We start from the raw sequence: 23108 nt of genomic DNA on the forward strand, positions 1-23108 counted from the left end.
ATTTGGAATTGTGGCCTTGAATGCTCTACAATAGAAAGGAGAGACTTTCCTCAGGTGAGGGTGGTTGGAACCTTAATAGAGTAAGGGGTTTGTGTATGCTTAAAAAGCTCAAGAAGATCGATAGCGTGATTCTTATTGTTCTGGTTATGCTGATGGTTATTAGTATTCTTTCGATATACAGCGTGACTAATGGTAGATTAGTTCAGAAACTAGATGGGTTCCATCTACAAATGCTTAAATACTACATTGTAGGGTTTGTAGCTTTTTTTGTGCTTACCTTCGTGGACTATAGGATATTTGTTAAATATGCTCTTTATATTTACATCTTGGGTATTGGTCTGCTAGTGTCGGTTAGTTTTTTTGGTAAGGTAAAGAACGGTGCGCAATTAGGGCTAGAGATAGGTGGACTTAGCTTTCAACCTGCGGAGCTTTTTAAGTTGATATTGATTCTTTTACTCGCGTCCATACTGGTCCGTAAACAAGGAGCCACGCTAACCTTCTGGAAGGGAGTCGTTCCGCTGGCGCTTCTTACATTGCTCCCTTTTGCCATAGTTATTGTACAGAATGATCTCGGAAATGCGCTAAGCTACATCGTAATATTAATCGGTCTTCTATGGATCGGGAATATCAAAATTTCACATGCACTCATCGGATTACTAATCGTTGGCGGATTGGGTCTTGCAGGAATTCTGAGCTATATTCACTATCATGATGAAGCGGTATATTTTTTTGAGGAGACCCTTGGCAGGAAGCATTTAGTGGATCGTTTTGATCCTTGGCTCGTACCTGATTTGGCGTCAGATGATGCAAGCTATCACACGAAAAATGCTAAAGTGGCTATTGCCTCCGGAGGGATGAGTGGCGAGGGGTACATGCAAGGAAGCTCTGTGCAGAGTAACCGTGTTCCATATACCTATTCGGATGCCATATTCGTACAGGTTGCGGAGGAGTTTGGGTTTGTGGGTTCAGCGCTGCTGCTGTTGCTCTTTTTTATTCTTCTTCATCGGATGATACTGATTGCTCTAGAGAGTAGGGAGCGTAGTGGTCCGTTTTTGATTATTGGAATTACGGCAATGCTGCTATATCAAATCTTAGAGAATATTGGAGCTTTTATCGGCCTAATGCCGCTTACGGGAATTACACTTCCGTTCATCAGTTATGGAGGCACATCTCTTTTAATTAATATGGCCTGTATGGGGATTGTAATGAGTGTGCATCTTTATGGTCGGGATGTTGAGGAGGATTTGCAGTTGCCTAAGGCGCTTGCTGTAAAATTATAGATTTAATAGATTCATAGGTTTGCAGTCTCTCATCTCTGGACATACTACTAGCATGAGAGTTAAGAGGAGAGGGGCTGCGACAAATGAACGATAATCATATGGATAAAAGAGATTCCTTACGTGTAACTTTTAAGTATACTGCCATTTTAATTTGTTTTTTTATGATCGTTATCATGGCCTGGGAAGGTCAAAAAACCGATGCAGCAGTAGCCGAAGTATCGATTCCACAGGATTCTATCCGGCTGCGTATTCTGGCGAATTCGGACGGAACACAAGATCAACTAGTGAAGCGGCAAATCCGCGATACAATCGTAGAGCAAATGAACCAGTGGGTAATTGCACTTGAGGACCCACAGAGTTTAGAGCAGGCACGCGCTTTAATTAGAACTCATCTACCAGAGCTTAATGCACTAGTTGGATCGGAGCTAGAGAAACGTGGTATTCAATATTCTTATAAAGTTGAGCTGGGTGTAGTTCCTTTTCCGACCAAATTGTACGGTGGAACAGTCTATCCGGCCGGAGAATACGAGGCTGTTCGGGTAACGCTGGGTGAGGGAAAAGGGCAAAATTGGTGGTGCGTACTGTTTCCGCCGTTGTGCTTTATCGATGCGGGTTCTGGAGATGCGGCGGCACCTGCTGCTAACAAAGGGGCGAAGACCGTTTCGGCTGCCGGGGCAGATAGCGGAGTTAAGGCGCAACCAGCAGTAGGAACAGCTGTACAAGCAGATTCTTCGGCAAAGGATTTTGCGGCAGCGGATTCCGCAGAGCCAGAGGTGCGGTTCTTCGTTTGGGAACTGCTGCAAAACCTTTGGAACTGGATTAGCGGATTATGGTCGTAATGCTGATGTTAGCCCTTTGGTTTTGTGGAAATGGTCTATAGTTTTGAATCTAGATATGTTACTATTTCATAAGCAGATCGACTGCGGCGCCTTCATTGGGGCCGCTTTTTGGTAAGATTAGAGTTAATGAACCTCCAGAGTATTTATCCTAAGATTGCAAGAAAAGCTATTGTTTAATATATATCCTGTAGAAAGCCTGTGATGAGAATGAATGAACCACACGACCCTTTATTCGCCGTTCAGCGGCGGAGTGGAAATAGAAATGAGACTGTATATTGGGAACTGGATTTGCTGGAAGATGCAGCTTCGGATTCCGGTGTACTTCAGCCAAGTGAGGAGAATAAGTTAGCCATCGTGGAGGCGGCAGCCATGCTTCGTGAAGGTGGAACGGTCGCCTTTCCAACCGAAACGGTCTATGGACTTGGTGCGGATGCGCGGAATACTGCGGCAGTTGAGGCTGTTTTTGCGGCAAAAGGGCGACCGTCTGACAATCCCCTAATCGTGCATATTGCTGATCCAAGTGCTTTGGACGAGCTGGTTACAGAAGTGCATCCTACGGCTGCGGTATTGATGGATGCTTATTGGCCAGGACCGCTGACAGTTGTTCTTCCTGTTCGTGAGGGTGTTTTGTCATCCTGTGTAACGGCAGGACTGGACACAGTAGGTGTTCGTATGCCTGATCATTCGGTAGCTTTGGCGCTGATCAGTGCAGCGGGCTGTCCCGTTGCGGCACCTAGTGCTAACCGTTCCGGTCGTCCGAGTCCGACCTTAGCTTCACATGTAATGGAAGACTTGGCCGGATACATTGGCGGTGTACTTGATGGCGGCGCGGCTGGAGTTGGACTGGAGTCAACTGTGGTGCAGGTGCAGCCTGATGGAAAGGTTGCCGTGCTTCGTCCTGGTGGGATTACTTTGGAGCAGTTAGCTGCTGTAGTGGGAGCAGAAGCCATTGCTGCTGAGCCAGCTGTGGTTAAAGAATTTGGAACTTCCGCAGCAGCGGAAGCTCCAGTAGCCACTGCACCGAAGGAGCACCACGGTGCAGAAGCTGTTTCCGACAGCTCGGCGCCACGTGCGCCGGGCATGAAGTACACGCACTACGCGCCGCGCGGCTGGCTCGGTGTGGTGAGCGGATCTTCTCCGCAACGTGTTGCGGATGAAGCCGCGAGTCTACTTCAGGCGGCACAGCTGAACGGCGAAGTGACGGGCTTACTCCTCTTCGAGGAGCATAAGCCCCTCTATCCCGCCGATCCTGCCGCCTGCGTTCTTTCCCTCGGCTCGTTATCCTCGCCGGAGGAAGGGGCACGCTCCCTATATGCCGCGCTGCGGCGCTTCGATGAAGCGGGAGCGACTTACATCTTGGCCGAGGCTTGTCCGTATACGGGCCTCGGCGTAGCTATTATGAACCGGCTTATGAAGGCAGCCGGTGGTTCCATCATCGACGCCGGATAGCCACGGCGACCTTTCTATCCAGCTATAGTATAGGTTCTTCGAATCTGAAATCTCCTATGAAGTCATGATTACCCCCTTGTCCGCATATCGTTGTTGTACAAGATATATCGGACTTGGGGGGTTAAGCATGGGCATAGGAGATGTATATGCCGGTTGGGGGCAGACAGTTACTATTGCTATAATGGCGATTGCATTAGGGATGGATGCCTTTTCGCTCGGAGTAGGGATCGGGATGAAGGGGATTCGTCTGCTGCATATTCTGCAAATGAGTGTGCTCATTGCTTTTTTTCATATGCTGATGCCTCTTCTAGGTTTATTAACTGGAAGTTATGTCGGACATTTGCTAGGTCAAGTAACAACTTATGCCGCAGGAGGGCTACTTGTGCTGTTAGGCGGACACATGGTGTATAACTCCTTTCGTCCGGAAGTGGTAGGTACGCGAGCTATGAATCACCGAACCTTATGGGGAATGCTGCTTCTATCACTCAGTGTAAGTGTGGATTCTTTTTCCGTTGGGGTATCCTTAGGGATGTTTGTGAATGGTGTGCTTCTGACTATACTAGCTTTTGGTGCCTGTGGAGGTCTGATGTCAATTATCGGCCTGCTTCTTGGGCGGCATGTCAGTCGTGGACTCGGGGAATATGGGGAAGCACTGGGCGGGGCTATTTTATTGGGGTTTGGCTTGCTATTCATCTTTTGATACAATAACGGCATTACAATATTTTAATTTCATGGGGGTGCAAAAGCATGCTGCATATTTTATTCGTCTGCACCGGTAATACATGCCGTAGTCCTATGGCTGAGGGGCTTTTACGAAAGCTTGCGAAGGAACGTGGAATCGACCTGGAAGTGCGGTCTGCAGGTGTATCTGCCATTTCTGGTACTTCTATATCGAGACATGCTGCAGCTATTTTGCAAGAAGAAGGCATTCATGATCATTTAGAGTCGTCGCAATTAACGGGGCAATCCGTCGCTTGGGCCGATCTTGTGCTTACCTTAACCAGTGGACATAAGCAACATTTGCTACAGTATTTTCCGGATGCCGCAACAAAAACATATACATTGAAGGAATACGTGCATAACGAAGAAGCTGTGACTGAGGATATTAAAGAATTGGACAGCCTTTATGCAGATGCTGAGTTAAGTATAGCTCTAGGTGGTGAACCCAACGCAACGGATCTACAACGAATGATTGAAATCCGCCAGCGTATCCCAAGCTTTGATATTTCTGATCCATTCGGGGGTACACGTGAAGATTATGAGCTTACTGCTGCTGAGATTCGCACTTCGTTATTTAGTTTATTAGATAAACTGGAATCCTTACGCCATTTGTAAATGGTTGATTTTCAGTCGGCTTTGCTTTAAGATGAAAGTACAACTAATCGGTTCCGATGTAACTGGCGACAAATGTGGATCAAACCACGATGGAGCATCGGAATAAACGGCCGGTCGCCTGGGCAAAAGAGCAAATCCGCAGCTACCTGCGGACTGCTCTTTTTTGTTTAAATGAAGCTTGTTTGAAGCTTGAGGAGGTAGGGTGATGGACAAAGTTGTGGAGTTATCTTTAACTGAAGCTACTGTCACTGTGTTAAGGGAGTTGGCGGAAGCTGGTAACCTTGGATCTGGTAAAATTGTTGTCCTAGGAGTTAGCACAAGTGAGGTCGCTGGTGTCCGTATTGGAACCGGTGGTGCGCTTGAAGTCGCACGGCAACTGCTTGAAGGGGCTCGTTTGGTCGCAGCGGAAAAAGGATTTCATCTCGTTTATCAGTGCTGCGAGCATCTGAATCGTGCGCTTGTAATGGAACGCTCTTTGCTAGAGTCGCTTGGGCTAAATGAAGTTTCAGCTGTACCTATACCGGGTGCTGGCGGTTCGATGGCTGCGGCTGCCTATCGCTCTATGAAAGATCCTGTTCTGGCGGAAACGATAGGAGCGCATGCTGGCTTAGACATTGGTGAGACTCTTATAGGTATGCATTTGCGCCGCGTGGCAGTTCCTTTTCGACCGACCTTACGGTACATTGGAGCAGCTAGAGTGAACGCCGCATGGGCCAGACCTCCGCTTATTGGCGGCGAACGTGCGGTTTACCGCACTCTTGAACAGAGTGGTTCACAGGTTTGTGATTGATGAACTTAGATTTATGTTTTTGCAGAAACGTAGACCTAAAGCTTTTTCGTGGCGGGCAAATCGTTTCTATTTAAATACAACATATCTACACACACTAGGGAGGAAATAAGAACATGGAACAATTACGTAAGAGTGACCCGGCAGTACTGGAAGCAATGGAACTGGAACTGAAACGTCAGCGTGCCAACATTGAGCTTATTGCCTCAGAGAATATCGTTAGCGAAGCCGTAATGGAAGCCATGGGCTCAGTGCTTACGAACAAATATGCAGAAGGCTATCCAGGCAAACGGTATTATGGTGGCTGTGAAGATGTGGATATCGTTGAGAATCTGGCTCGTGATCGTGCGAAAGAATTGTTCGGTGCGGAACATGTCAACGTACAGCCTCACTCTGGAGCACAAGCGAATATGGCTGTATATCTCGCTGCACTTAACCCGGGCGACACGGTTCTTGGCATGAACTTGGCGCATGGCGGACATTTAACGCATGGTAGTCCAGTAAATGCTTCTGGATTACTCTATAACTTCGTAGCTTATGGGGTACAAGAAGATACTTTCCTAATTGATTATGACGAAGTACGCAAAGCAGCCTTCAAGCACCGTCCTAAGTTGATTGTTGCTGGTGCAAGTGCGTATCCGCGCATTATTGATTTCGAAAAGCTTGGTGCTATCGCCAATGATGTCGGCGCGTTGTTTATGGTAGATATGGCCCATATCGCAGGTCTTGTTGCTGCTGGTCTTCATCCGAGCCCGGTTCCTCATGCTCATTTCGTTACAACTACAACACATAAGACTTTACGCGGTCCCCGCGGAGGTATGATTATGTGCAGACAGCCATGGGCGGCTGCTATCGATAAAGCCGTATTCCCTGGTTCCCAAGGTGGACCGCTGATGCATGTCATTGCGTCAAAAGCAGTCGCATTCGGCGAAGCTTTGCTGCCATCCTTTAAGACCTATGCTGAGAATGTAGTGAAGAATGCAAATGTTCTTGCAGAAACACTGATAAGCGAAGGGGTTAACATTGTATCCGGTGGTACAGATAACCACTTGATGTTGCTTGATACACGTAACCTGAACATTACCGGAAAAGATGCGGAAAAAGTACTAGATTCCATCGGAATCACTGTGAATAAAAACGCAATTCCATTTGATCCTACAAGTCCTTTCGTAACAAGCGGTATTCGTATTGGTACACCTGCGGTTACTTCCCGTGGTATGGACGAGCAAGCTATGGTGGTTATTGGCCGCATTATAGCTAATGTTCTGAAGAATCCGAAGGATGAAGTGAAATTAGCTGAGGCAGCTCGTCAAGTTGCTGATTTGACGGATCAGTACCCACTTTATCCAGAACTGAAATACTAGTTCCTATTCGTATTCATTAATAAATTCACCTCCACCGAGTCCTGATTTTAGGGTTTGGTGGAGGTTTTTTGTTGTTTATTGTTCACAATATTATATGGGTGAATTGATGGAAAATCATGAAATTAATTATGAAAGTTCATGGAACTTTCATAAACAATAGTGAAAAAAATGTGAATAGTATGAAAAATGCAAATTTGCGCAACCTAATCAAGGTTTTATTCCTGAAAAGGCAATGTAATTGCCAATCCTTACCTTTATAAGCGAAGGAAAATACAGGGGTAGGGGTTCAATATGGATACATGTGCCTTTCTAGGTGAAATGCGGCGATGGGAATGCTATAATAGACAGGATTTAGCCATAGAGAAGCAAAAGCGCTTTCTAGGGTTATAGACACGACTTACAATTACCGGAGGGACAGGAAATGGGAAAATTGGTGATTTGCGATCATCCTTTAATTCAACACAAACTAACATTTATTCGCGACGTAAGAACAAACACGAAGGATTTCAGAGAGCATGTTGACGAAGTTGCCACATTGATGGCTTATGAGATAACACGTGATATTCCTCTAGAAACCATTACAGTACAAACACCGGTCACTGAAACGGAAAGTAAAGTGATTTCTGGAAGAATGCTTGGGCTTATCCCTATTCTTCGTGCTGGTCTGGGTATGCTTGAGGGCGTTCTGAAGCTTCTTCCTGCTGCTAAAGTAGGACATGTTGGCTTATTCCGTGATCCGGACACGCTTCAACCGGTTGAGTATTACATCAAGCTTCCTACAGATGTACAGGAACGTGAGCTGATCGTAATTGATCCAATGCTAGCTACGGGGGGATCTGCGATTGCTGCTATTACCTCGCTGAAGAAGCGTGGCTGTACACAAATTAAAATGATGAACCTGATTGCAGCGCCAGAAGGTGTTGCTGCGGTTCAAGAGGCTCACCCAGATGTTGATATTTATGTAGCTGCGCTTGATGATCATTTGAATGAGCATGGATATATCGTTCCGGGACTTGGCGATGCTGGAGATCGTTTGTACGGAACTAAGTAAATAGTAATTCGTAATAGGATATAAGAAATTTGTTTATTTTTTGATGAGAGGGTAGGGGTTATGTCCAAAATTAAAGTGATGACTATTTTCGGAGTGCGCCCCGAGGCGATCAAGATGGCTCCTCTAGTTCTTGAACTGAAGAAGCATCCTGAGCACATCGAGTCAATTGTATGTGTAACAGCACAGCACAGGGAGTTGCTCGATCAAGTGTTGGAAGTGTTCAATATCACTCCTGATTACGATCTGGATGTGATGAAGGATCGTCAGACGCTTAATGAGATTACTATTCGAGTACTTGAAGGCCTGGAACCTGTACTCAGAGAGGTTAAACCTGATCTCGTATTGGTGCACGGGGACACATTAACGACGTTCCTTGCAAGCTATGCCTCTTTCCTGCAGCAAATTCAGGTTGGGCACGTAGAAGCAGGACTTCGGACATGGAACAAATTGTCTCCGTATCCTGAAGAAATGAACCGTCAGCTTACAGGTGTATTGGCAGACCTGCATTTCGCTCCAACGGATTGGTCAGCTAGTAATCTGAGACATGAGAACAAAAAAGAATCAAGTATTTATATCACAGGCAACACTGTAACCGATGTGTTTCAATATACCGTACAGCCTGATTACCGGCATCCTGTTTTGGATTTTGCTTCAGGAAAAAAACTTATTTTGATGACTGCTCACCGTAGAGAATCGCAAGGTGAACCGCATCGGAATATCTTCCGGGCAGTCAAAAGAATCGCTGATGAATTCGAAGATGTAGCCATTGTTTATCCTGTGCATCCGAGTCCTGCTGTTAAGGAACCTGCACATGAAATTTTGGGTGGACATCCAAGAATTAAGCTGATTGATCCGCTGGATGTCGTGGATTTGCATAATTTTTATCCGCATACCCACTTGATATTGACCGATTCTGGCGGTTTACAAGAGGAAGCTCCTTCATACGGAGTACCAGTACTTGTGCTTCGTGATACGACGGAGCGTCCTGAAGGGATAGACGCTGGAACGCTAGAACTTGTGGGCACGGACGAGGAGAAGGTGTATGCACGGACACATGCTCTTTTGACTGATAATGAGCTCTATCAGTCGATGAGTCGGGCCGCCAACCCGTACGGAGATGGCAAAGCCTCCCAACGAATTGTCAATGCGATTTTGCACCATTTTGGTGTAAATAAGGAGCGTCCTGAAGAGTTTCACAGAATGTTCACAAAAAATAAATAATTTCATTTAAAGTAATATCTGATCTGATTAAAATCAACATACAGTGAAACTGTACGGTTTATATGGTTTTGGAACATTTTGCTGTGATTATTTTCATGTTTTCAAGGGTTTTTGGGCAATGTTCAATGAATTGACAAAGACTCCAGAAATTCAGTAAAATTAGTTGGGATTGTAGCCATGAAAGAACAAAATAGCAGGGACAGCTTGTTACAGACCGCGCTTATCATTGGAAGTGCAGGCACTATACTCGCCGCTTACATTGTTATTGGTTTTTTTGCGGCAAGGTGGCTGAAAGACTTGATGGAGGGGCCGAAATATTGGCTCGCTATTGGCACTATAACCGGAATGATTCTGGGAATTGTGAACGTCGTCCTGTTAATTAAAAAATTTTTGGGGGAGCAGAATGGATAATATGACTCCCATGATCAATACCGTCACTAGAGTTACGCTCGTCCTTATGGCAGGACTCTTAATGGGCTGGGCGCTTCATCATGAGACCAGGGATTTTACACTGGGCATGACTCTGGGTCTGGTGGCGGGATTGGTAAACTTTCGTTATCTGGCCGTCAAGGTTCGACGGGTAACGCAGTCGATTGCGAGCAACGAAGGGAATGCCTTCAGCCTCGGTTTTGTTACACGGATTAGCTTCGCAATTTTGGTCACTATGTTCGCGGTCAAGATTGAGCATTTCTCCTTGGTAGCAACTGTTTCAGGCGTATTCATTCCTCAGCTTCTCGCCATTCCTGCGGGGATATATCTGAGTGTGAAGAACAAACTTTAACCAGATTAAAGAGAAAGGGGGATGATACTATGCATGAGATGCCGAAAATCTTTGTCGGGGGAATACCGATAGATATATCAGCCGTATTGATGCTTCTGATCAGTTGTACAGTAGTATTTGTGCTGGTGATGCTGTCGGTTCGTAAGCTTTCGGTTGAGAATCCATCTAAGCTTCAGAATTTTATGGAATGGGTTGTTGAATTTGTAGAGGGTGTCATAAGCAGTGCCATGGACCTGAAGAAAGGAAAACCTTACATATCTTTGGGGCTAACGTTGATTCTGTTTATCTTTGTTTCCAACCTTCTTGGATTGCCTTTCTCAGTTGTAACTGAAGCACATGGACCTGTAACCGTGTTTGGCCATGTGATTGAAGCAACCAGGAACTTGGCGCATGGTGATCATGTTGAGATCTTATGGTACAAGTCGCCGACTGCTGACATTAATATCACTGCAGGATTGGCAATTATTGTGTTTATACTGATGAACTTCCTGGGCATTAAGCTCAACGGCAAGCATTATTTCAAACACTATATTGAGCCGTTTCCAATCTTTTTGCCACTGAACATTATCGAGAACCTGGCAAAACCAGTAGCGCTGGCTATTCGTCTATTTGCTAACATTTTTGCCGGAGAAGTACTGATTACAGTCATTTTGAAGCTGGGGATTCTCAGTATTCCGTTCCTGGCTGTATGGCAAGGCTTCAGTATTTTCGTCGGGGCACTACAAGCGTTTATCTTTACGATTCTGACGATGGTTTATATCGCACAGATGACGATTCACGAAGAAGAAGCACATTAATGAACTGCTGCGAAGGGAACGGTTATTGCCTGATTTTCTTTCGCGGGAGATATCTTATATCATTAAACACATTATGAACCGAAATTAAAGGAGGATATTTACAAATGGAATTTTTAGCAGCAGCAATAGCGGTTGGATTGGGTGCACTTGGCGCAGGTCTTGGTAACGGTATGATCGTTAGTAGAACAGTTGAGTCCATCGCTCGTCAACCAGAAGCTCGTAACGCGCTTCAAACAACAATGTTTATCGGTGTAGGTATCGTCGAAGTTATTCCATTGGCAGCAACAGTTATCGCATTCCTGATCATGTTTTCATCTTAATAAACCGTATTTACGGTTTGGCGGGGACGGCCGATGCCATCCGCGCCTTACTTTTGTATACGTCCGCATGACGCGGTAACGGAAGGGAGTGACCTCAGTGGAAATTGTTTGGACAAACATCTTATTTTCAATTGTAGCCTTTGGGATTCTATATTTCTTGCTCAGTAAGTATGCGTTCAGCAAACTGTTCGCAGTTATGGAAAAACGCCGTGAGCTGGTAATGCAGCAAATGGATGAAGCTGCGAAGACTAGAGAGCAAGCGGTCGCGTATGTGGAAGAGCAGAAGCAGGCGCTTAACAGTGCACGCCAGGAAGCTCAACAGATTATTCAACAATCGCAAATTACTAGTAATCAACAGGTAGAACAAGCTTTGGCGCAAGCTAAAGTTGAAGCTGCACGCGTCAAAGAAGAGGCCGTGCGCGATATCGAGAACGAGAAGAATAAAGCAGTGGAAGAGTTGCGCAGCGAAATTGGAACGGCATCTGTTCGTATTGCTTCTAAACTTCTTAAGAAAGAAGTTAGTGCTAGCAGTGAGCAGGAGCAGCTTGTGAACCAATACCTCAATGAGGTAGGAGGCCGATCATGAGCCGCGATACGGTAGTTGCCAAGCGCTACGCTAAAGCATTGTACAGTGCAGCGGTAGAGAAGGGGATTACCCTTGAAGTAGAAGAACAGCTCAAGGCAGTGGTCGAAGTATTACATTCAGACCAAGAGGTACAGCGCTTTATTCTTGCGCCACGTATCTCGGAGTCCGACAAGCTGAAAGTGCTGCGCACAGCACTTCAAGATAAGCTCTCTCCTATTGTGATGAACATTGTAGAACTGTTAGTAGAGCGAGGCAGAACCGATATTTTTGCCGAACTGCTGGATACGTATATCAAGATTGAAGGAGACGCTCTTGGTATTGGTGATGCTAAGGTATACTCCGTTTATTCTTTAAGTGAAGAAGAAAAAGCGGCTGTAGCTGCAGAATTCGGCCAGCTCGTAAACCGTAAAATTCGGGTTACGAATGTGGTGGATCCAAGCCTGCTGGGAGGACTGAAAGTTTATATCGGCGATACGCTGTATGACGGTAGTCTTTCTAGTAAATTGGAACGTCTCGAGAAGTCCTTTAATGATAAGCATAGAAGATAGGGGTGAGGATATTGGGCATCAGACCTGAAGAGATCAGCACTTTGATCAAAAGTCAAATTGAGCAATATAAAGCCGATATCGAAGTTGCCGAAGTGGGCACCGTCATTCAAGTCGGAGACGGTATCGCTCGTGTCTACGGTCTGGAAAACGCAATGGCAGGCGAGTTGCTAGAGTTCTCCAACGGTGTAGTGGGCATGGCGCTCAATCTGGAAGAAAGCAACGTCGGTGTTGTAATTCTGGGTGAGTACAAGGAAATTCGTGAAGGCGATCAAGTAAAACGTACTGGACAAATCATGCAAGTTCCAGTTGGAGAGGCCCTTCTGGGTCGTGTTGTTAACGCACTCGGTATGCCGCTTGACGGTAAAGGCCCAATTCAAACGACGGAGTTCCGTCCGGTTGAGAATAACGCTCCTGGTGTTATCGACCGTAAATCGGTTCATGAGCCAATGCAAACTGGTCTTAAAGCGATTGATGCGATGGTACCAATTGGTCGTGGACAACGCGAACTTATCATTGGTGACCGTCAAACAGGTAAGACTGCAATCGCAATCGATGCGATTATCAACCAAAAAGGCAACGGAATGAAATGTATTTATGTTGCCATTGGACAAAAACAATCCACAGTAGCACAGGTTGTAGAAACTCTCCGCCGTCATGGCGCGTTGGAATATACAATCGTTGTAACTGCTTCGGCTTCAGAGCCATCCCCACTGTTGTATATTGCTCCATACGCAGGTTGCGCAATGGGCGAGTACTTTATGTACAAGGGCGAACACGTATTGATCATTTATGATGACCTTTCAAAACAAGCTTCGGCTTATCGCGAATTGTCCTTGCTGCTTCGTCGTCCACCGGGTCGTGAAGCGTTCCCTGGTGACGTGTTCTACTTGCACTCCCGTCTTTTGGAACGTGCGGCTAAGCTTAGTGATGAGCTTGGTGGCGGTTCATTAACCGCGCTTCCGTTCATCGAAACACAAGCATCTGACGTATCGGCTTACATTCCTACGAACGTAATCTCGATTACAGATGGTCAAATCTTCCTTGAATCCGATTTGTTCTACTCTGGTCAACGTCCGGCGATCAACGTCGGTATCTCCGTTTCCCGTGTAGGGGGCTCCGCTCAGATTAAAGCGATGAAGAAGGTAGCTGGCTCGCTCCGTTTGGATCTTGCCCAATATCGTGAACTTCAAGCTTTCTCACAGTTCGGCTCAGATCTTGATAAATCCACGCTTGCTCGTCTGAATCGCGGAGCACGTATGATGGAAGTTCTGAAACAAGGTGTAAATCAGCCGTTGTCTGTTGAGCATCAAGTGCTTAGCTTGTACACAGCTGTAAAAGGATACTTGGATGATATTCCTGTTAAAGACGTAAAACGTTTTGAAAAGGAATTCCTTGCTTACATGGACAGCAGTGCTGCTGAAGTTGCTCAATCCATCAGAGATACCAAGGATTTGACAGCAGATAACGAAGCCGCTCTTAAAGCAGCGATTGATAAATTTAAAAGAGGCTTTGCTACTAGCTAATATAGATCGTACCTAAACGATTCTTACTAAGTGAGCTTTGGCTATGCCGAAGCTCAGGCTATTACTTATAAAGTTGGCTTTGAATTCGTCAAAGCTAAGAAGATGCTTACGAAGTTAGCTTTGACTTCGTCAAAGCTTTAAGGTGGTGAAATCATGGCAAGAAGCATGCGTGATATTAAACGTCAAATTAAGAGTGTTCAAAACACAAGACAGATCACAAAAGCGATGGAAATGGTAGCCGCCTCCAAGCTGAGAAAAGCCCAGGAGAAGGCAATTGCCGCCCGTCCTTATGCTGAGAAGCTGAAAGAGGTTGTATCGAGCATTGCTGCCGGTACAGAAGGCGTTCAGCATCCCATGCTGGTCAGTCGCCCTGTGAAAAAAACTGGTTATCTTATCGTGACCTCTGATAGAGGGCTTGCGGGAGGATACAACGCTAATATTTTACGTAAGGTGACGATGCTCATCGCGGAACGACATAAATCCAAAGATGAGTACGCCTTGTTCGTTATCGGTCGTAAAGGCCGTGACTTCTTACGCCGCCGTGAATATCCGATTGTACAGGAAGTTACTGAGCTATCGGATGCGCCGAAATTTGCTGACATTAAGTCTATTGCTAATTCGGCAGTACAACAGTTTGTAGATGGTACGTATGATGAGTTGTACGTTTGCTACAACCAATTCGTCAATGCGATTACCCAGATCCCAACCGTTGATCGACTGTTGCCTATGGAAGGCGTAGGAAATCATGAGCATCATGAAGCGACTGCAAATTACGAATATGAACCTTCACCAGAAGGCGTACTCGAAGTACTACTTCCGAAATACGCCGAAACTTTGATTTATAGCGCAATTCTGGATGGCAAGGCCAGTGAGCTGGGTGCGAAAATGACAGCGATGGGCAGTGCAACAAAGAACGCGTCGAAAATGATCGGAGAACTTACCCTTACGTACAACCGTGCCCGTCAGGCGGCAATTACGCAGGAAATTACCGAGATCGTGGCCGGAGCGAACGCTCAGTCTTAAAAATACAAGAACAGTTAAGCAGCGTGCTTGACTTGCCTTGTATTTTACGAGAAACAGTGTCGCATGGAGCGATACATAGTATCGCCCGCTTCTGGAGTATGGCTCCTTAAGAACGGCACTGCAGTTCTTCTTAAATATAAGAAAGTATAGGTTTTAGACTATACAAAATGCTTATATTTCTACGAGAAACGGTTGTCATCTTTATATGACGACAACGTCGTTTCTTCTTGATGTAACAGCTTTCGAGGAGGGAAATGAAGATGAACAAAGGACGCGTTGTAAGCATTATGGGTCCGGTTGTCGATATTGAATTTGAACGCGGCCAATTGCCCGAGATATTCAACGCTATCAAAATTGAAACCGTCTTGGACAATGGTCGCCAGATTAACCTAACACTTGAGGTTTCCAATCACTTGGGAGACAATTTGGTACGTTGTATCGCGATGTCTTCTACAGATGGTCTGGTTCGCGGACTGGATGCGATTGACCAAGGTGGTCCTATTTCGGTTCCTGTTGGGGAAGCGACATTAGGCCGGGTATTTAACGTACTTGGAAATCCAATTGATAACGCTGGTGAAGTTGTTGCTGAAATAAAGAACCCGATTCACCGTTTGGCTCCGACATTTGATGAATTGTCGACACAAGCCGAAATTTTGGAAACGGGTATTAAAGTTATCGACTTGCTTGCACCTTACGCTAAAGGCGGTAAAGTTGGTCTGTTCGGCGGTGCCGGTGTAGGTAAAACAGTAACGATTCAAGAATTGATTAATAACATTGCCCAAGAACACGGCGGTATTTCCGTATTCGCGGGTGTGGGTGAACGTACTCGTGAAGGTAATGACCTTTATCACGAAATGACGGACTCCGGCGTTATTAAGAAAACAGCAATGGTGTTCGGACAAATGAATGAGCCTCCAGGCGCGCGTCTACGCGTAGCTTTGACCGGTCTTACTATGGCGGAATATTTCCGTGATGTTGAAGGTCGCGATACGCTGCTCTTTATCGATAATATATTCCGCTTTACCCAAGCAGGTTCCGAAGTATCCGCTCTTCTCGGACGTATGCCGTCCGCGGTAGGTTACCAACCAACCCTAGCTACTGAAATGGGTCAGTTGCAAGAGCGTATCACTTCTACCAAAAAAGGCTCCGTTACTTCCATTCAAGCAATCTACGTACCAGCGGATGACTACACTGACCCTGCTCCGGCAACGGCGTTTGCTCACTTGGATGCAACAACTAACCTTGAGCGTAAGATTTCCGAGAAGGGGATTTTTCCAGCGGTTGATCCACTGGCTTCCAGTTCGCGTCTGCTAGCTCCGGAAATTGTTGGTGAAGAGCATTACAATGTGGCACAAGGTGTTAAACAATTGCTGCAACGTTATACCGAACTTCAAGACATCATTGCCATCTTGGGTATGGATGAATTGAGTGAGGATGATAAGGTTATCGTAGCTCGTGCTCGTAAAGTTGAGCGGTTCCTGTCACAGCCTTTCCACGTAGCTGAACAGTTTACCGGCTTCAAGGGTAAATACGTGCCAATCAAAGAAACTGTACGTAGCTTTAAGGAAATCCTGGATGGTAAGCATGATGATCTTCCAGAAGCAGCGTTCCTTTTTGTGGGTACAATCGAAGAAGCGGTTGAAAAAGCGAAATCGATGTAACACTGAGCTTATTGAATGCTTTCGAAGCGAGCTTTACTTCGTAAAGCTAAGTGTATGCTTTCGATGAGAGCTTTACTTCGTAAAGCTTTAAGGAGGAATGGAAGTGAATACCTTTTTGTTGGAAATTGTCACGCCGGAGCATCTCGTCTATTCTAAACAAGTGAATAGCTTGACAGTACGGGGAGTCGAAGGCGAGTTGGGTATTTTGCCGGGACACATTCCGCTTGTGACTCCACTTCAGGTTGCTCCGTTATCCGTCAAATCGGACGGTGTTACGATCTCCATCGCCGTTCATGGCGGTTTCGTTGAAGTGCATAAGGACAAAGTAACAGTGCTGGCCGAAAGTGCCGAACTGCCAACGGATATTGATGTTGAACGCGCCGAGGCTGCTAGAGAACGCGCTCAGCGCCGTCTCCAGACTCGTAGCAAACAAGATGATATCGATCACCGCCGTGCGGAGTTGGCGCTGCAACGCGCTGTTACACGGATTAAAGTGTCCACTGGTAAAGGACAACAGTAGGATATAAGCGGTCAAGCTCTAAGCTTGACTGCTTTTTTTGTTATAGTAATCTATGTAGTAAAGGTTAAGATTTCTTCATTTTTTTGGATATTGGCATTGAATTGTTTAAAAATTTGTAAAAGTACTGGATTCTTTTGCCCTGCACAAGTATGATATAAGAGTCGATTTCCGAGTTATACGAACACGGAGGGTTAGCATGGGGGATATATTGTCCAATGGATGGTCTAGTGCCGCTGGAACCAGCAGCATGATCTCAATGATTGTTTCTTTGCTCAGTGTTGTATTATCTTGGTGGGCATTGCAGAACCTTAAGCTGGATTTGGTCATAAGATATCCCAAGAGTCCTCAAGGAAGGCTGCTGCACTTGCTTCTGGCTATTGTACTTGGTCGTTTTGTTGCAGGATTCTTTCTGGATTACCTTAGCTGGAGTGGGATGATCCGCTATATGTTTTAGGAATATGTAGTTTGGTTATAAGTGTCATAGGTCGCAATGGTCAAAAAGTGTCGAATAATAAGGTTTTATTATGTCAACACTGAACTTTAAGGAACATGCCCGGCTGAATGGGCGTATTGATGGAGTATGCGAATTTTTTTGCAATTACTTTTAATCTAAAAAATAATTTAAGAAATAATGGACGCGGAGGGAAACCGAAAATGAGCAAATTTATCGTCCGCGGTGGCAACAGATTGACCGGGAGCGTGAAAGTTAGCGGCGCAAAAAATTCCGTATTACCGATCATAGCCGCCTCTCTATTGGCAGAAGAAGGAGTAAGCGTCATTGTGGACGCACCTCCGCTTGATGATGTAATGACGATTTCAAAAATGTTGGAATCTCTGGGTGCAGGGGTTACATATCAAAATGATATTATCCAGGTGGATGCTACAAACATCACTTCCTGTGAAGCACCTTATGAATGGGTACGGAAAATGCGGGCATCTTTTTTAGTCATGGGTCCTCTGTTATCACGGCTTGGTCATACAAGAATTTCTTTGCCTGGTGGCTGCGCCATTGGCACACGACCGATTGATCAGCATTTGAAAGGATTTGAAGCGCTTGGTGCGGAGATTAGTCTCGGCCAGGGCTACATTGAAGCGAAAAGTAACGGTCGCCTGCGCGGAGCCAAAGTGTATTTGGATGTAGCTAGCGTGGGTGCGACCGAAAATATAATGATGGCAGCGGCACTCGCCGAAGGTGTGACCGTGATTGAGAATGCGGCTAAGGAGCCTGAAATTGTCGACCTGGCCAATTATTTGAATGGTATGGGCGGAATCGTTCGCGGTGCGGGTACAGGTGTTATCCGTATTGAAGGCGTAGAACGTCTGCATGGCGTTAAACATCATGTGATTCCTGACCGTATTGAAGCTGGTACCTATATGGCTGCCGCAGCAATTACAGGTGGGGACGTATATGTGGAAGGTGCAATCGCTGATCACTTGGGACCTGTTATTGCTAAGATGGAAGAGATGGGTGTGACCATAATTCCTGATGAGAATGGGGTTCGTGTAATTAGTGACAAACCTCTTAAAGCTGTTGATTTGAAGACTTTGCCGTATCCAGGCTTTCCAACGGATATGCAGTCACAAATGATGGCATTATTGCTGCGCTCTGAAGGAACTAGTGTCGTTACAGAAACTGTATTCGAGAATCGGTTCATGCATGTGGATGAATTCCACAACATGAATGCTGAGATTAAGATCGAAGGTCGCTCAGCAATCGTTACAGGTAATGCGCAATTGGTCGGAGCCAAGGTTTGTGCTACGGATTTACGTGCGGGAGCTGCGCTTATTTTGGCAGGTCTTGTTGCTGAAGGCACTACTGAGGTAAGCGGAACTCATCATATCGACCGTGGATATGTACATTTGGCTGAGAAGCTGTCTGGACTAGGTGCGGAAATATGGCGTATCTCCATGGAAGACACAGCCGCGCAAACGGTGAAGGACGAAACTCTTAAACCAGAAGTAGCCAAGAGCGAATCAAGCAAAAGCGATGAGGTTAAACCTCGCTTTCAGGTTCAAGCAACTTGGGTATAATATCAGTCATTAAGTGAGAACAGGCTGCAGTGATGCGGCCTGTTCTTTTTTTAAATATAAGAGTTTATATGTTCTACGCTATAAATTATCCTTATATTTCTCGCATAAACGCTACCGTCCTTATAGGGACAGCGAAGGCGTTTTTGCTTGTATTATTAGAAAGTAAATCTGAATCCTCATCTAATGAGGATTTTTTTCGTTTGTGATTTTTTAACGCGGGGCATAGTGATAGATACGAGAAAGCTACTCTCTTTCTCTCAAATATTGTTCTAGTAGTTGCTGTAAATTCATATCTATAAGAATCAACAGTGACTCACGGAAGGAGCCATAGAGATGAAAGATTTCCGCTACTTGCGACGTAATAAGTCAACGCGCTGGCACTCGCGTCCCCTTGCTCCCCGGCTCAGGCGCCTCGGTCCCGCCGCCTGGCTCGCTGCGCCTATCCTGGCGGCGCTGCTGATTCCACTGGCGGTTGTCCCGCTGCACCGGGGACAACCGGCGCCTCCGGCCTTGCCGACGGTAACGGCCTCACCAGCCGCACCAGCGGGGCCGGAGGCGGCTGCGCAGGAAGCGCCGCAGCCGAAGGTCTCCGTCTATTTGTCGCGTAGCGGACAAATAGAGACGTTGCCGCTGGAGGAATACGTCAGCGGCGTGCTTGCAGCCGAGATGCCGGCCAGCTTTGAGCTTGAAGCGCTCAAAGCGCAGGCCGTAGCGGCCCGCACCTTTATCCTTCGCCGCCTGCTGGCTGGCGACAGAAGCGGCGTCCCCGTTCCGGGGGCGGATGTAACAGATACGGTAAGCCATCAGGCTTACGTATCTAAGGATACGCTGGAACGGAAGTGGAAGCTCGGCGGAAGAAGCGCCGACCTTGCAAAGCTTCAGCGCGCGGTCCTTGAGACGCGCGGTGTCATTATGACCTATAAAGGGCAGCCGATTACGGCCTCCTTTTTCGCCTCCAGTGGAGGATATACCGAGAACTCGGAAGAATACTGGAATGCAGCGATTCCCTATCTGCGCAGTGTAACTAGTCCTTGGGAGAAAGAGATTACCCCAAACTATGCGGTGACATCTACATTCACCATCTCGGAAATACTTACTAGACTTGGGCTAAACGACAGAGTAATTCCTGCTTCAAAAAATAATACCCAATCAGGCATGACAAAAAATATCTCTACTTCCTCTGAATTGCCGGTAGAAGTGTTGTCTCTCACCACTGGACATCGGGTTAAGGAAATCTCTATTGGAGGTACTATTTTTACTGGAAGAGAAGTGCGAGAGAAGCTAGGGTTACGTTCCAGCCAATTCAGTTGGGGGCGAAAAGGGAATAAAATCTATATAACTACCTTCGGAAATGGGCATGGTGTGGGAATGAGTCAGTGGGGAGCTAATGGGATGGCGAAGGAAGGCGGAACGGCTACTCAAATTCTCAAACACTATTACAGTGGTATCTCTTTTACGCAAATCTCAACTCTTCTGAAAAAATAACTTGAAAGATACGTATAAAAGATAGAAGCCCGGTAACACTGGTTACTGAGGTGATAACCATATGAATGAACAAGACAAAAACAAAACAAACCATGATGAATCTCTCAAAAAATCGCAGGGAGATTCAGGTGCTAAACCTTCTTCATGGAGCAAGATGTTATCTAAACGTTGGGTGTTCCCAGCAGTCTACACGGCGGCAGCGGCAATTATACTAACTTTGGTGTGGGTCTATCAGGATGCCGGCCAAAAACCGCTGGACACCGCCGCCACATCACAGCAAGTAGGAGCTTCGACTAACGAAGCTGGTACTGCAAACAGTAATCCAGATGCCCTTGAAGTTCTTGCTTCAGCGGAAAGCTTGGTTTGGCCAGTAGCCAATCCAGGTGAAGTAGAAGTGGTCAAACCGTATTATGATGAGAATGGTACAGAGGACAATCACGTTGCCGCAATGGTGCAGTATAACGACAAATTTATTCCTAATGTCGGTATCGATCTTGCCCGTGAAGACAACAATACGTTCGACGTCAAAGCAGCGCTTAGCGGTGAAGTTACTAGAGTGGACGATGTTGCAGTGTTAGGTAAGGTCATTGAGATTACCCATCAAGGTAATATGAAGACCGTGTACCAAAGTCTTGGCGAAACGAAAGTTAAACAAGGCGATGTTGTGAAGCAAGGAGATACGCTTGCAACCGCAGGTCGCAGTGAAATCGAGAAGGACCTTGGCAATCATGTACACTTTGAAGTGTATAAGGATGGCAAAGTAGTTAATCCATCTGAGTTACTGCCAGGTCGATAAGAATATTTACTGCAGGGGGCTAACGCCTCCTGCTTTTTTTTGAAAAAGGCTCTTCGTAAGCAGCATGCTTATAAAGAGCCTTATTTTTCTATGAGAAATGGTTATTGTCTTTGATGGATCAACGATGTTCCGTCTTGCTAATAACAAGGCTTCTTGGGTTGTCCATTAAATAAAATGAGCCCTCCTAGGCTTGTCATGTCTTGAAAGCGCGAATATATAAGCCCGCCCCTCATATAATGTACCAAACTATCCACAGTTGGGAGGCGGGAGCGTGCACGATTACATCAAGGAACGTACGATCAAAATCGGACGCTGCATCGTGGAAACCAGGCATACGGTCCGGACCATAGCCAAGGAATTTGGCGTTTCAAAGAGCACGGTGCACAAAGACTTGACTGAGCGTCTGCCAGAGATCAACCCTGATCTGGCCGATCAGGTGAAGCACATTCTTGAATATCACAAATCCATCCGACATCTTCGGGGGGGAGAAGCCACAAAAATTAAATATAAAAAAACGACGGGGAAAAAACGTGAGGTTGCTGTAGCATCAAAGACATGAGATTTTCGGAAATTTAAGGAAATATTCAGCTTTAAAACATTGTGTAGTTCCCCTAAAGTATGTTATTTTTAAATTTAGTACTAACTGCTGTTTTTTCAATTAAAATAACACTTTGGGGGCTCTTTCATTATGTTTAGCAAGGATATCGGAATCGACCTCGGCACGGCCAATGTGCTCATACATGTTAAGGGAAGGGGAGTCGTTCTGGATGAACCTTCCGTGGTCACACTTGAAAGTGATACGAAGAGAGTCCTTGCGGTGGGAGAACAGGCACGTCGCATGGTTGGGCGTACACCCGGAAATATAACAACTATCCGTCCTTTACGGGATGGTGTCATTGCAGATTTTGAAGTCACGGAAATGATGCTGAAGTATTTTATCGACCGTGTTGGCGGTCGCACCTGGTATTCACGGCCTCGCATTCTGATATGCGCCCCTACAAATATTACATCTGTGGAACAAAAGTCCATTCGGGAAGCGGCAGAACGCAGCGGGGCTAAGGAAGTATTTATGGAAGAAGAGCCAAAGGCCGCTGCGATTGGAGCGGGAATGGACATCTATCAGCCAAGTGGAAACATGGTCGTCGATATCGGTGGCGGAACGACGGATGTAGCCGTACTTTCTATGGGCGACGTCGTTACCGCTTCTTCGATTAAAGTCGCTGGAGACAAGTTCGATGAGGCCATTTTAAGATATATTAAACAAAAGTATAAATTGTTGATCGGTGAACGGACAGCAGAGGATATTAAGGTTACTATTGGTACGGTTCGACCTGGTTTGATGAAGTCCGAAATGGATATTCGTGGCCGGGACATGGTAAGCGGACTTCCCCAAACGCTCACGATTACGGCGGCTGAGGTAAAGGAAGCATTATGGGATCCGGTTTCTTCCATTGTGGCTGCAGCTAAATCGGTACTGGAGCGTACACCACCAGAATTGTCTGCGGACATCATTGACCGGGGTGTGGTTCTTACTGGTGGAGGTGCTTTGCTTAACGGATTGGACGAGCTACTCTCAGAAGAATTACATGTACCTGTTTGGGTAGCGGAAGACCCTATGCACTGTGTGGTAAAAGGAACAGGAATTATGCTGGACAATTTGGACAAGGTCGTTAAGAAAAAGTTCTAAGCAGCCGATATAAAAGGTAGCATT

Annotated in this window: 25 protein-coding genes and 1 riboswitch; all 25 genes read left to right on the top strand. The window is 46.0% G+C overall.

Annotation, left to right across the window (positions count from 1 at the left end):
* Positions 1 to 95: 95 nt before the first annotated feature.
* The 25 genes from MKY52_RS11045 (at position 96) to MKY52_RS11165 (ending at position 23084) form a co-directional block, all read left to right on the top strand.
* Positions 96 to 1280: an FtsW/RodA/SpoVE family cell cycle protein gene (locus MKY52_RS11045; RefSeq protein ID WP_076285647.1), complete on the top strand. Its 1185-nt coding sequence runs from the start codon at positions 96 to 98 to the stop codon at positions 1278 to 1280.
* A gap of 83 nt (positions 1281 to 1363) precedes the next feature.
* The gene (spoIIR, locus tag MKY52_RS11050; RefSeq protein ID WP_341051382.1) at positions 1364 to 2119 is read left to right on the top strand and encodes a stage II sporulation protein R; all 756 of its coding nucleotides are present in this window, start codon (positions 1364 to 1366) and stop codon (positions 2117 to 2119) included.
* 207 nt (positions 2120 to 2326) lie between these two features.
* A complete protein-coding gene (locus MKY52_RS11055) occupies positions 2327 to 3568 on the top strand; it encodes an L-threonylcarbamoyladenylate synthase (RefSeq protein WP_341053395.1) in 1242 nt (413 codons plus the stop codon).
* Between the two features lie 127 nt (positions 3569 to 3695).
* The gene (locus tag MKY52_RS11060; RefSeq protein ID WP_042192488.1) at positions 3696 to 4268 is read left to right on the top strand and encodes a manganese efflux pump MntP; all 573 of its coding nucleotides are present in this window, start codon (positions 3696 to 3698) and stop codon (positions 4266 to 4268) included.
* 47 nt (positions 4269 to 4315) lie between these two features.
* A complete protein-coding gene (locus MKY52_RS11065; protein ID WP_341051384.1) occupies positions 4316 to 4903 on the top strand; it encodes a low molecular weight protein arginine phosphatase in 588 nt (195 codons plus the stop codon).
* A 48-nt stretch (positions 4904 to 4951) separates the two neighbouring features.
* Positions 4952 to 5034, top strand: a riboswitch (ZMP/ZTP riboswitch).
* Between the two features lie 74 nt (positions 5035 to 5108).
* Entirely contained in the window at positions 5109 to 5693 is a 585-nt protein-coding gene (locus MKY52_RS11070; protein ID WP_341051386.1) for a TIGR01440 family protein, read from the top strand.
* A gap of 113 nt (positions 5694 to 5806) precedes the next feature.
* Positions 5807 to 7054 carry a serine hydroxymethyltransferase gene (gene glyA / locus MKY52_RS11075; RefSeq protein WP_042192482.1) on the top strand — a complete coding sequence of 416 codons (1248 nt, stop codon included), beginning with the start codon at positions 5807 to 5809 and terminating at the stop codon, positions 7052 to 7054.
* 421 nt (positions 7055 to 7475) lie between these two features.
* On the top strand, positions 7476 to 8105 hold the full coding sequence (gene upp / locus MKY52_RS11080) for a uracil phosphoribosyltransferase (protein ID WP_042131376.1): 630 nt from the start codon (positions 7476 to 7478) through the stop codon (positions 8103 to 8105).
* Positions 8106 to 8165: 60 nt separating this feature from the next.
* On the top strand, positions 8166 to 9326 hold the full coding sequence (wecB, locus tag MKY52_RS11085; protein WP_042192480.1) for a non-hydrolyzing UDP-N-acetylglucosamine 2-epimerase: 1161 nt from the start codon (positions 8166 to 8168) through the stop codon (positions 9324 to 9326).
* Between the two features lie 177 nt (positions 9327 to 9503).
* Positions 9504 to 9737, top strand: coding sequence for an AtpZ/AtpI family protein (locus MKY52_RS11090; protein ID WP_042192476.1), 234 nt, complete (start codon positions 9504 to 9506; stop codon positions 9735 to 9737).
* Position 9738: 1 nt separating this feature from the next.
* Entirely contained in the window at positions 9739 to 10107 is a 369-nt protein-coding gene (locus tag MKY52_RS11095; protein WP_341051388.1) for an ATP synthase subunit I, read from the top strand.
* A gap of 29 nt (positions 10108 to 10136) precedes the next feature.
* Positions 10137 to 10904, top strand: coding sequence for a F0F1 ATP synthase subunit A (gene atpB / locus MKY52_RS11100; protein WP_042192471.1), 768 nt, complete (start codon positions 10137 to 10139; stop codon positions 10902 to 10904).
* 104 nt (positions 10905 to 11008) lie between these two features.
* Positions 11009 to 11224, top strand: a complete 216-nt coding sequence (gene atpE, locus MKY52_RS11105) for a F0F1 ATP synthase subunit C (protein WP_339318544.1) — start codon at positions 11009 to 11011, stop codon at positions 11222 to 11224.
* 97 nt (positions 11225 to 11321) lie between these two features.
* Positions 11322 to 11810 carry a F0F1 ATP synthase subunit B gene (gene atpF, locus MKY52_RS11110; protein ID WP_060625973.1) on the top strand — a complete coding sequence of 163 codons (489 nt, stop codon included), beginning with the start codon at positions 11322 to 11324 and terminating at the stop codon, positions 11808 to 11810.
* Positions 11807 to 12358, top strand: coding sequence for a F0F1 ATP synthase subunit delta (locus MKY52_RS11115; RefSeq protein ID WP_341051390.1), 552 nt, complete (start codon positions 11807 to 11809; stop codon positions 12356 to 12358). Before atpF ends, MKY52_RS11115 begins: the two co-directional genes overlap by 4 nt.
* Before the next feature lie 11 nt (positions 12359 to 12369).
* Positions 12370 to 13881, top strand: a complete 1512-nt coding sequence (gene atpA, locus MKY52_RS11120) for a F0F1 ATP synthase subunit alpha (RefSeq protein WP_042131369.1) — start codon at positions 12370 to 12372, stop codon at positions 13879 to 13881.
* Between the two features lie 153 nt (positions 13882 to 14034).
* Positions 14035 to 14904 (top strand): ATP synthase F1 subunit gamma, encoded by an 870-nt coding sequence (atpG, locus tag MKY52_RS11125; protein WP_042131368.1) that lies wholly within the window; start codon positions 14035 to 14037, stop codon positions 14902 to 14904.
* Positions 14905 to 15164: 260 nt separating this feature from the next.
* Positions 15165 to 16565 carry a F0F1 ATP synthase subunit beta gene (atpD, locus tag MKY52_RS11130; RefSeq protein ID WP_042192466.1) on the top strand — a complete coding sequence of 467 codons (1401 nt, stop codon included), beginning with the start codon at positions 15165 to 15167 and terminating at the stop codon, positions 16563 to 16565.
* A 103-nt stretch (positions 16566 to 16668) separates the two neighbouring features.
* Positions 16669 to 17085, top strand: coding sequence for a F0F1 ATP synthase subunit epsilon (locus MKY52_RS11135; RefSeq protein ID WP_042131365.1), 417 nt, complete (start codon positions 16669 to 16671; stop codon positions 17083 to 17085).
* A gap of 196 nt (positions 17086 to 17281) precedes the next feature.
* Positions 17282 to 17539 (top strand): DUF1146 family protein, encoded by a 258-nt coding sequence (locus MKY52_RS11140; RefSeq protein WP_076285651.1) that lies wholly within the window; start codon positions 17282 to 17284, stop codon positions 17537 to 17539.
* Between the two features lie 200 nt (positions 17540 to 17739).
* On the top strand, positions 17740 to 19116 hold the full coding sequence (gene murA / locus MKY52_RS11145) for a UDP-N-acetylglucosamine 1-carboxyvinyltransferase (protein WP_042192464.1): 1377 nt from the start codon (positions 17740 to 17742) through the stop codon (positions 19114 to 19116).
* A gap of 333 nt (positions 19117 to 19449) precedes the next feature.
* The gene (gene spoIID / locus MKY52_RS11150; protein ID WP_341051392.1) at positions 19450 to 20601 is read left to right on the top strand and encodes a stage II sporulation protein D; all 1152 of its coding nucleotides are present in this window, start codon (positions 19450 to 19452) and stop codon (positions 20599 to 20601) included.
* A gap of 61 nt (positions 20602 to 20662) precedes the next feature.
* Complete coding sequence (locus tag MKY52_RS11155) at positions 20663 to 21397, top strand: M23 family metallopeptidase (protein WP_042192459.1); 735 nt, start codon at positions 20663 to 20665, stop codon at positions 21395 to 21397.
* A gap of 271 nt (positions 21398 to 21668) precedes the next feature.
* Positions 21669 to 21956 carry a sporulation transcriptional regulator SpoIIID gene (gene spoIIID / locus MKY52_RS11160; protein ID WP_234530662.1) on the top strand — a complete coding sequence of 96 codons (288 nt, stop codon included), beginning with the start codon at positions 21669 to 21671 and terminating at the stop codon, positions 21954 to 21956.
* 129 nt (positions 21957 to 22085) lie between these two features.
* Complete coding sequence (locus tag MKY52_RS11165) at positions 22086 to 23084, top strand: rod shape-determining protein (RefSeq protein ID WP_042192456.1); 999 nt, start codon at positions 22086 to 22088, stop codon at positions 23082 to 23084.
* Positions 23085 to 23108: the final 24 nt, after the last annotated feature.

It is taken from the genome of Paenibacillus sp. FSL P4-0184, from assembly GCF_038004625.1.
Taxonomy (GTDB): Bacteria; Bacillota; Bacilli; order Paenibacillales; family Paenibacillaceae; genus Paenibacillus_AQ.

Bases quoted from the DNA above. Each gene is read 5' to 3' on its own strand.
- spoIIR (WP_341051382.1), top strand. From the start codon at position 1,364: ATGAACGATAATCATATGGATAAAAGAGATTCCTTACGTGTAACTTTT.
- MKY52_RS11070 (WP_341051386.1), top strand. From the start codon at position 5,109: ATGGACAAAGTTGTGGAGTTATCTTTAACTGAAGCTACTGTCACTGTG.
- atpD (WP_042192466.1), top strand. From the start codon at position 15,165: ATGAACAAAGGACGCGTTGTAAGCATTATGGGTCCGGTTGTCGATATT.
- upp (WP_042131376.1), top strand. From the start codon at position 7,476: ATGGGAAAATTGGTGATTTGCGATCATCCTTTAATTCAACACAAACTA.
- MKY52_RS11065 (WP_341051384.1), top strand. From the start codon at position 4,316: ATGCTGCATATTTTATTCGTCTGCACCGGTAATACATGCCGTAGTCCT.
- murA (WP_042192464.1), top strand. From the start codon at position 17,740: ATGAGCAAATTTATCGTCCGCGGTGGCAACAGATTGACCGGGAGCGTG.
- MKY52_RS11140 (WP_076285651.1), top strand. From the start codon at position 17,282: ATGGGGGATATATTGTCCAATGGATGGTCTAGTGCCGCTGGAACCAGC.
- MKY52_RS11090 (WP_042192476.1), top strand. From the start codon at position 9,504: ATGAAAGAACAAAATAGCAGGGACAGCTTGTTACAGACCGCGCTTATC.
- atpG (WP_042131368.1), top strand. From the start codon at position 14,035: ATGGCAAGAAGCATGCGTGATATTAAACGTCAAATTAAGAGTGTTCAA.
- glyA (WP_042192482.1), top strand. From the start codon at position 5,807: ATGGAACAATTACGTAAGAGTGACCCGGCAGTACTGGAAGCAATGGAA.
- MKY52_RS11155 (WP_042192459.1), top strand. From the start codon at position 20,663: ATGAATGAACAAGACAAAAACAAAACAAACCATGATGAATCTCTCAAA.
- spoIID (WP_341051392.1), top strand. From the start codon at position 19,450: ATGAAAGATTTCCGCTACTTGCGACGTAATAAGTCAACGCGCTGGCAC.
- MKY52_RS11095 (WP_341051388.1), top strand. From the start codon at position 9,739: ATGACTCCCATGATCAATACCGTCACTAGAGTTACGCTCGTCCTTATG.
- MKY52_RS11055 (WP_341053395.1), top strand. From the start codon at position 2,327: ATGAATGAACCACACGACCCTTTATTCGCCGTTCAGCGGCGGAGTGGA.
- atpB (WP_042192471.1), top strand. From the start codon at position 10,137: ATGCATGAGATGCCGAAAATCTTTGTCGGGGGAATACCGATAGATATA.
- MKY52_RS11165 (WP_042192456.1), top strand. From the start codon at position 22,086: ATGTTTAGCAAGGATATCGGAATCGACCTCGGCACGGCCAATGTGCTC.
- MKY52_RS11060 (WP_042192488.1), top strand. From the start codon at position 3,696: ATGGGCATAGGAGATGTATATGCCGGTTGGGGGCAGACAGTTACTATT.
- MKY52_RS11115 (WP_341051390.1), top strand. From the start codon at position 11,807: ATGAGCCGCGATACGGTAGTTGCCAAGCGCTACGCTAAAGCATTGTAC.
- wecB (WP_042192480.1), top strand. From the start codon at position 8,166: ATGTCCAAAATTAAAGTGATGACTATTTTCGGAGTGCGCCCCGAGGCG.
- MKY52_RS11045 (WP_076285647.1), top strand. From the start codon at position 96: ATGCTTAAAAAGCTCAAGAAGATCGATAGCGTGATTCTTATTGTTCTG.
- atpE (WP_339318544.1), top strand. From the start codon at position 11,009: ATGGAATTTTTAGCAGCAGCAATAGCGGTTGGATTGGGTGCACTTGGC.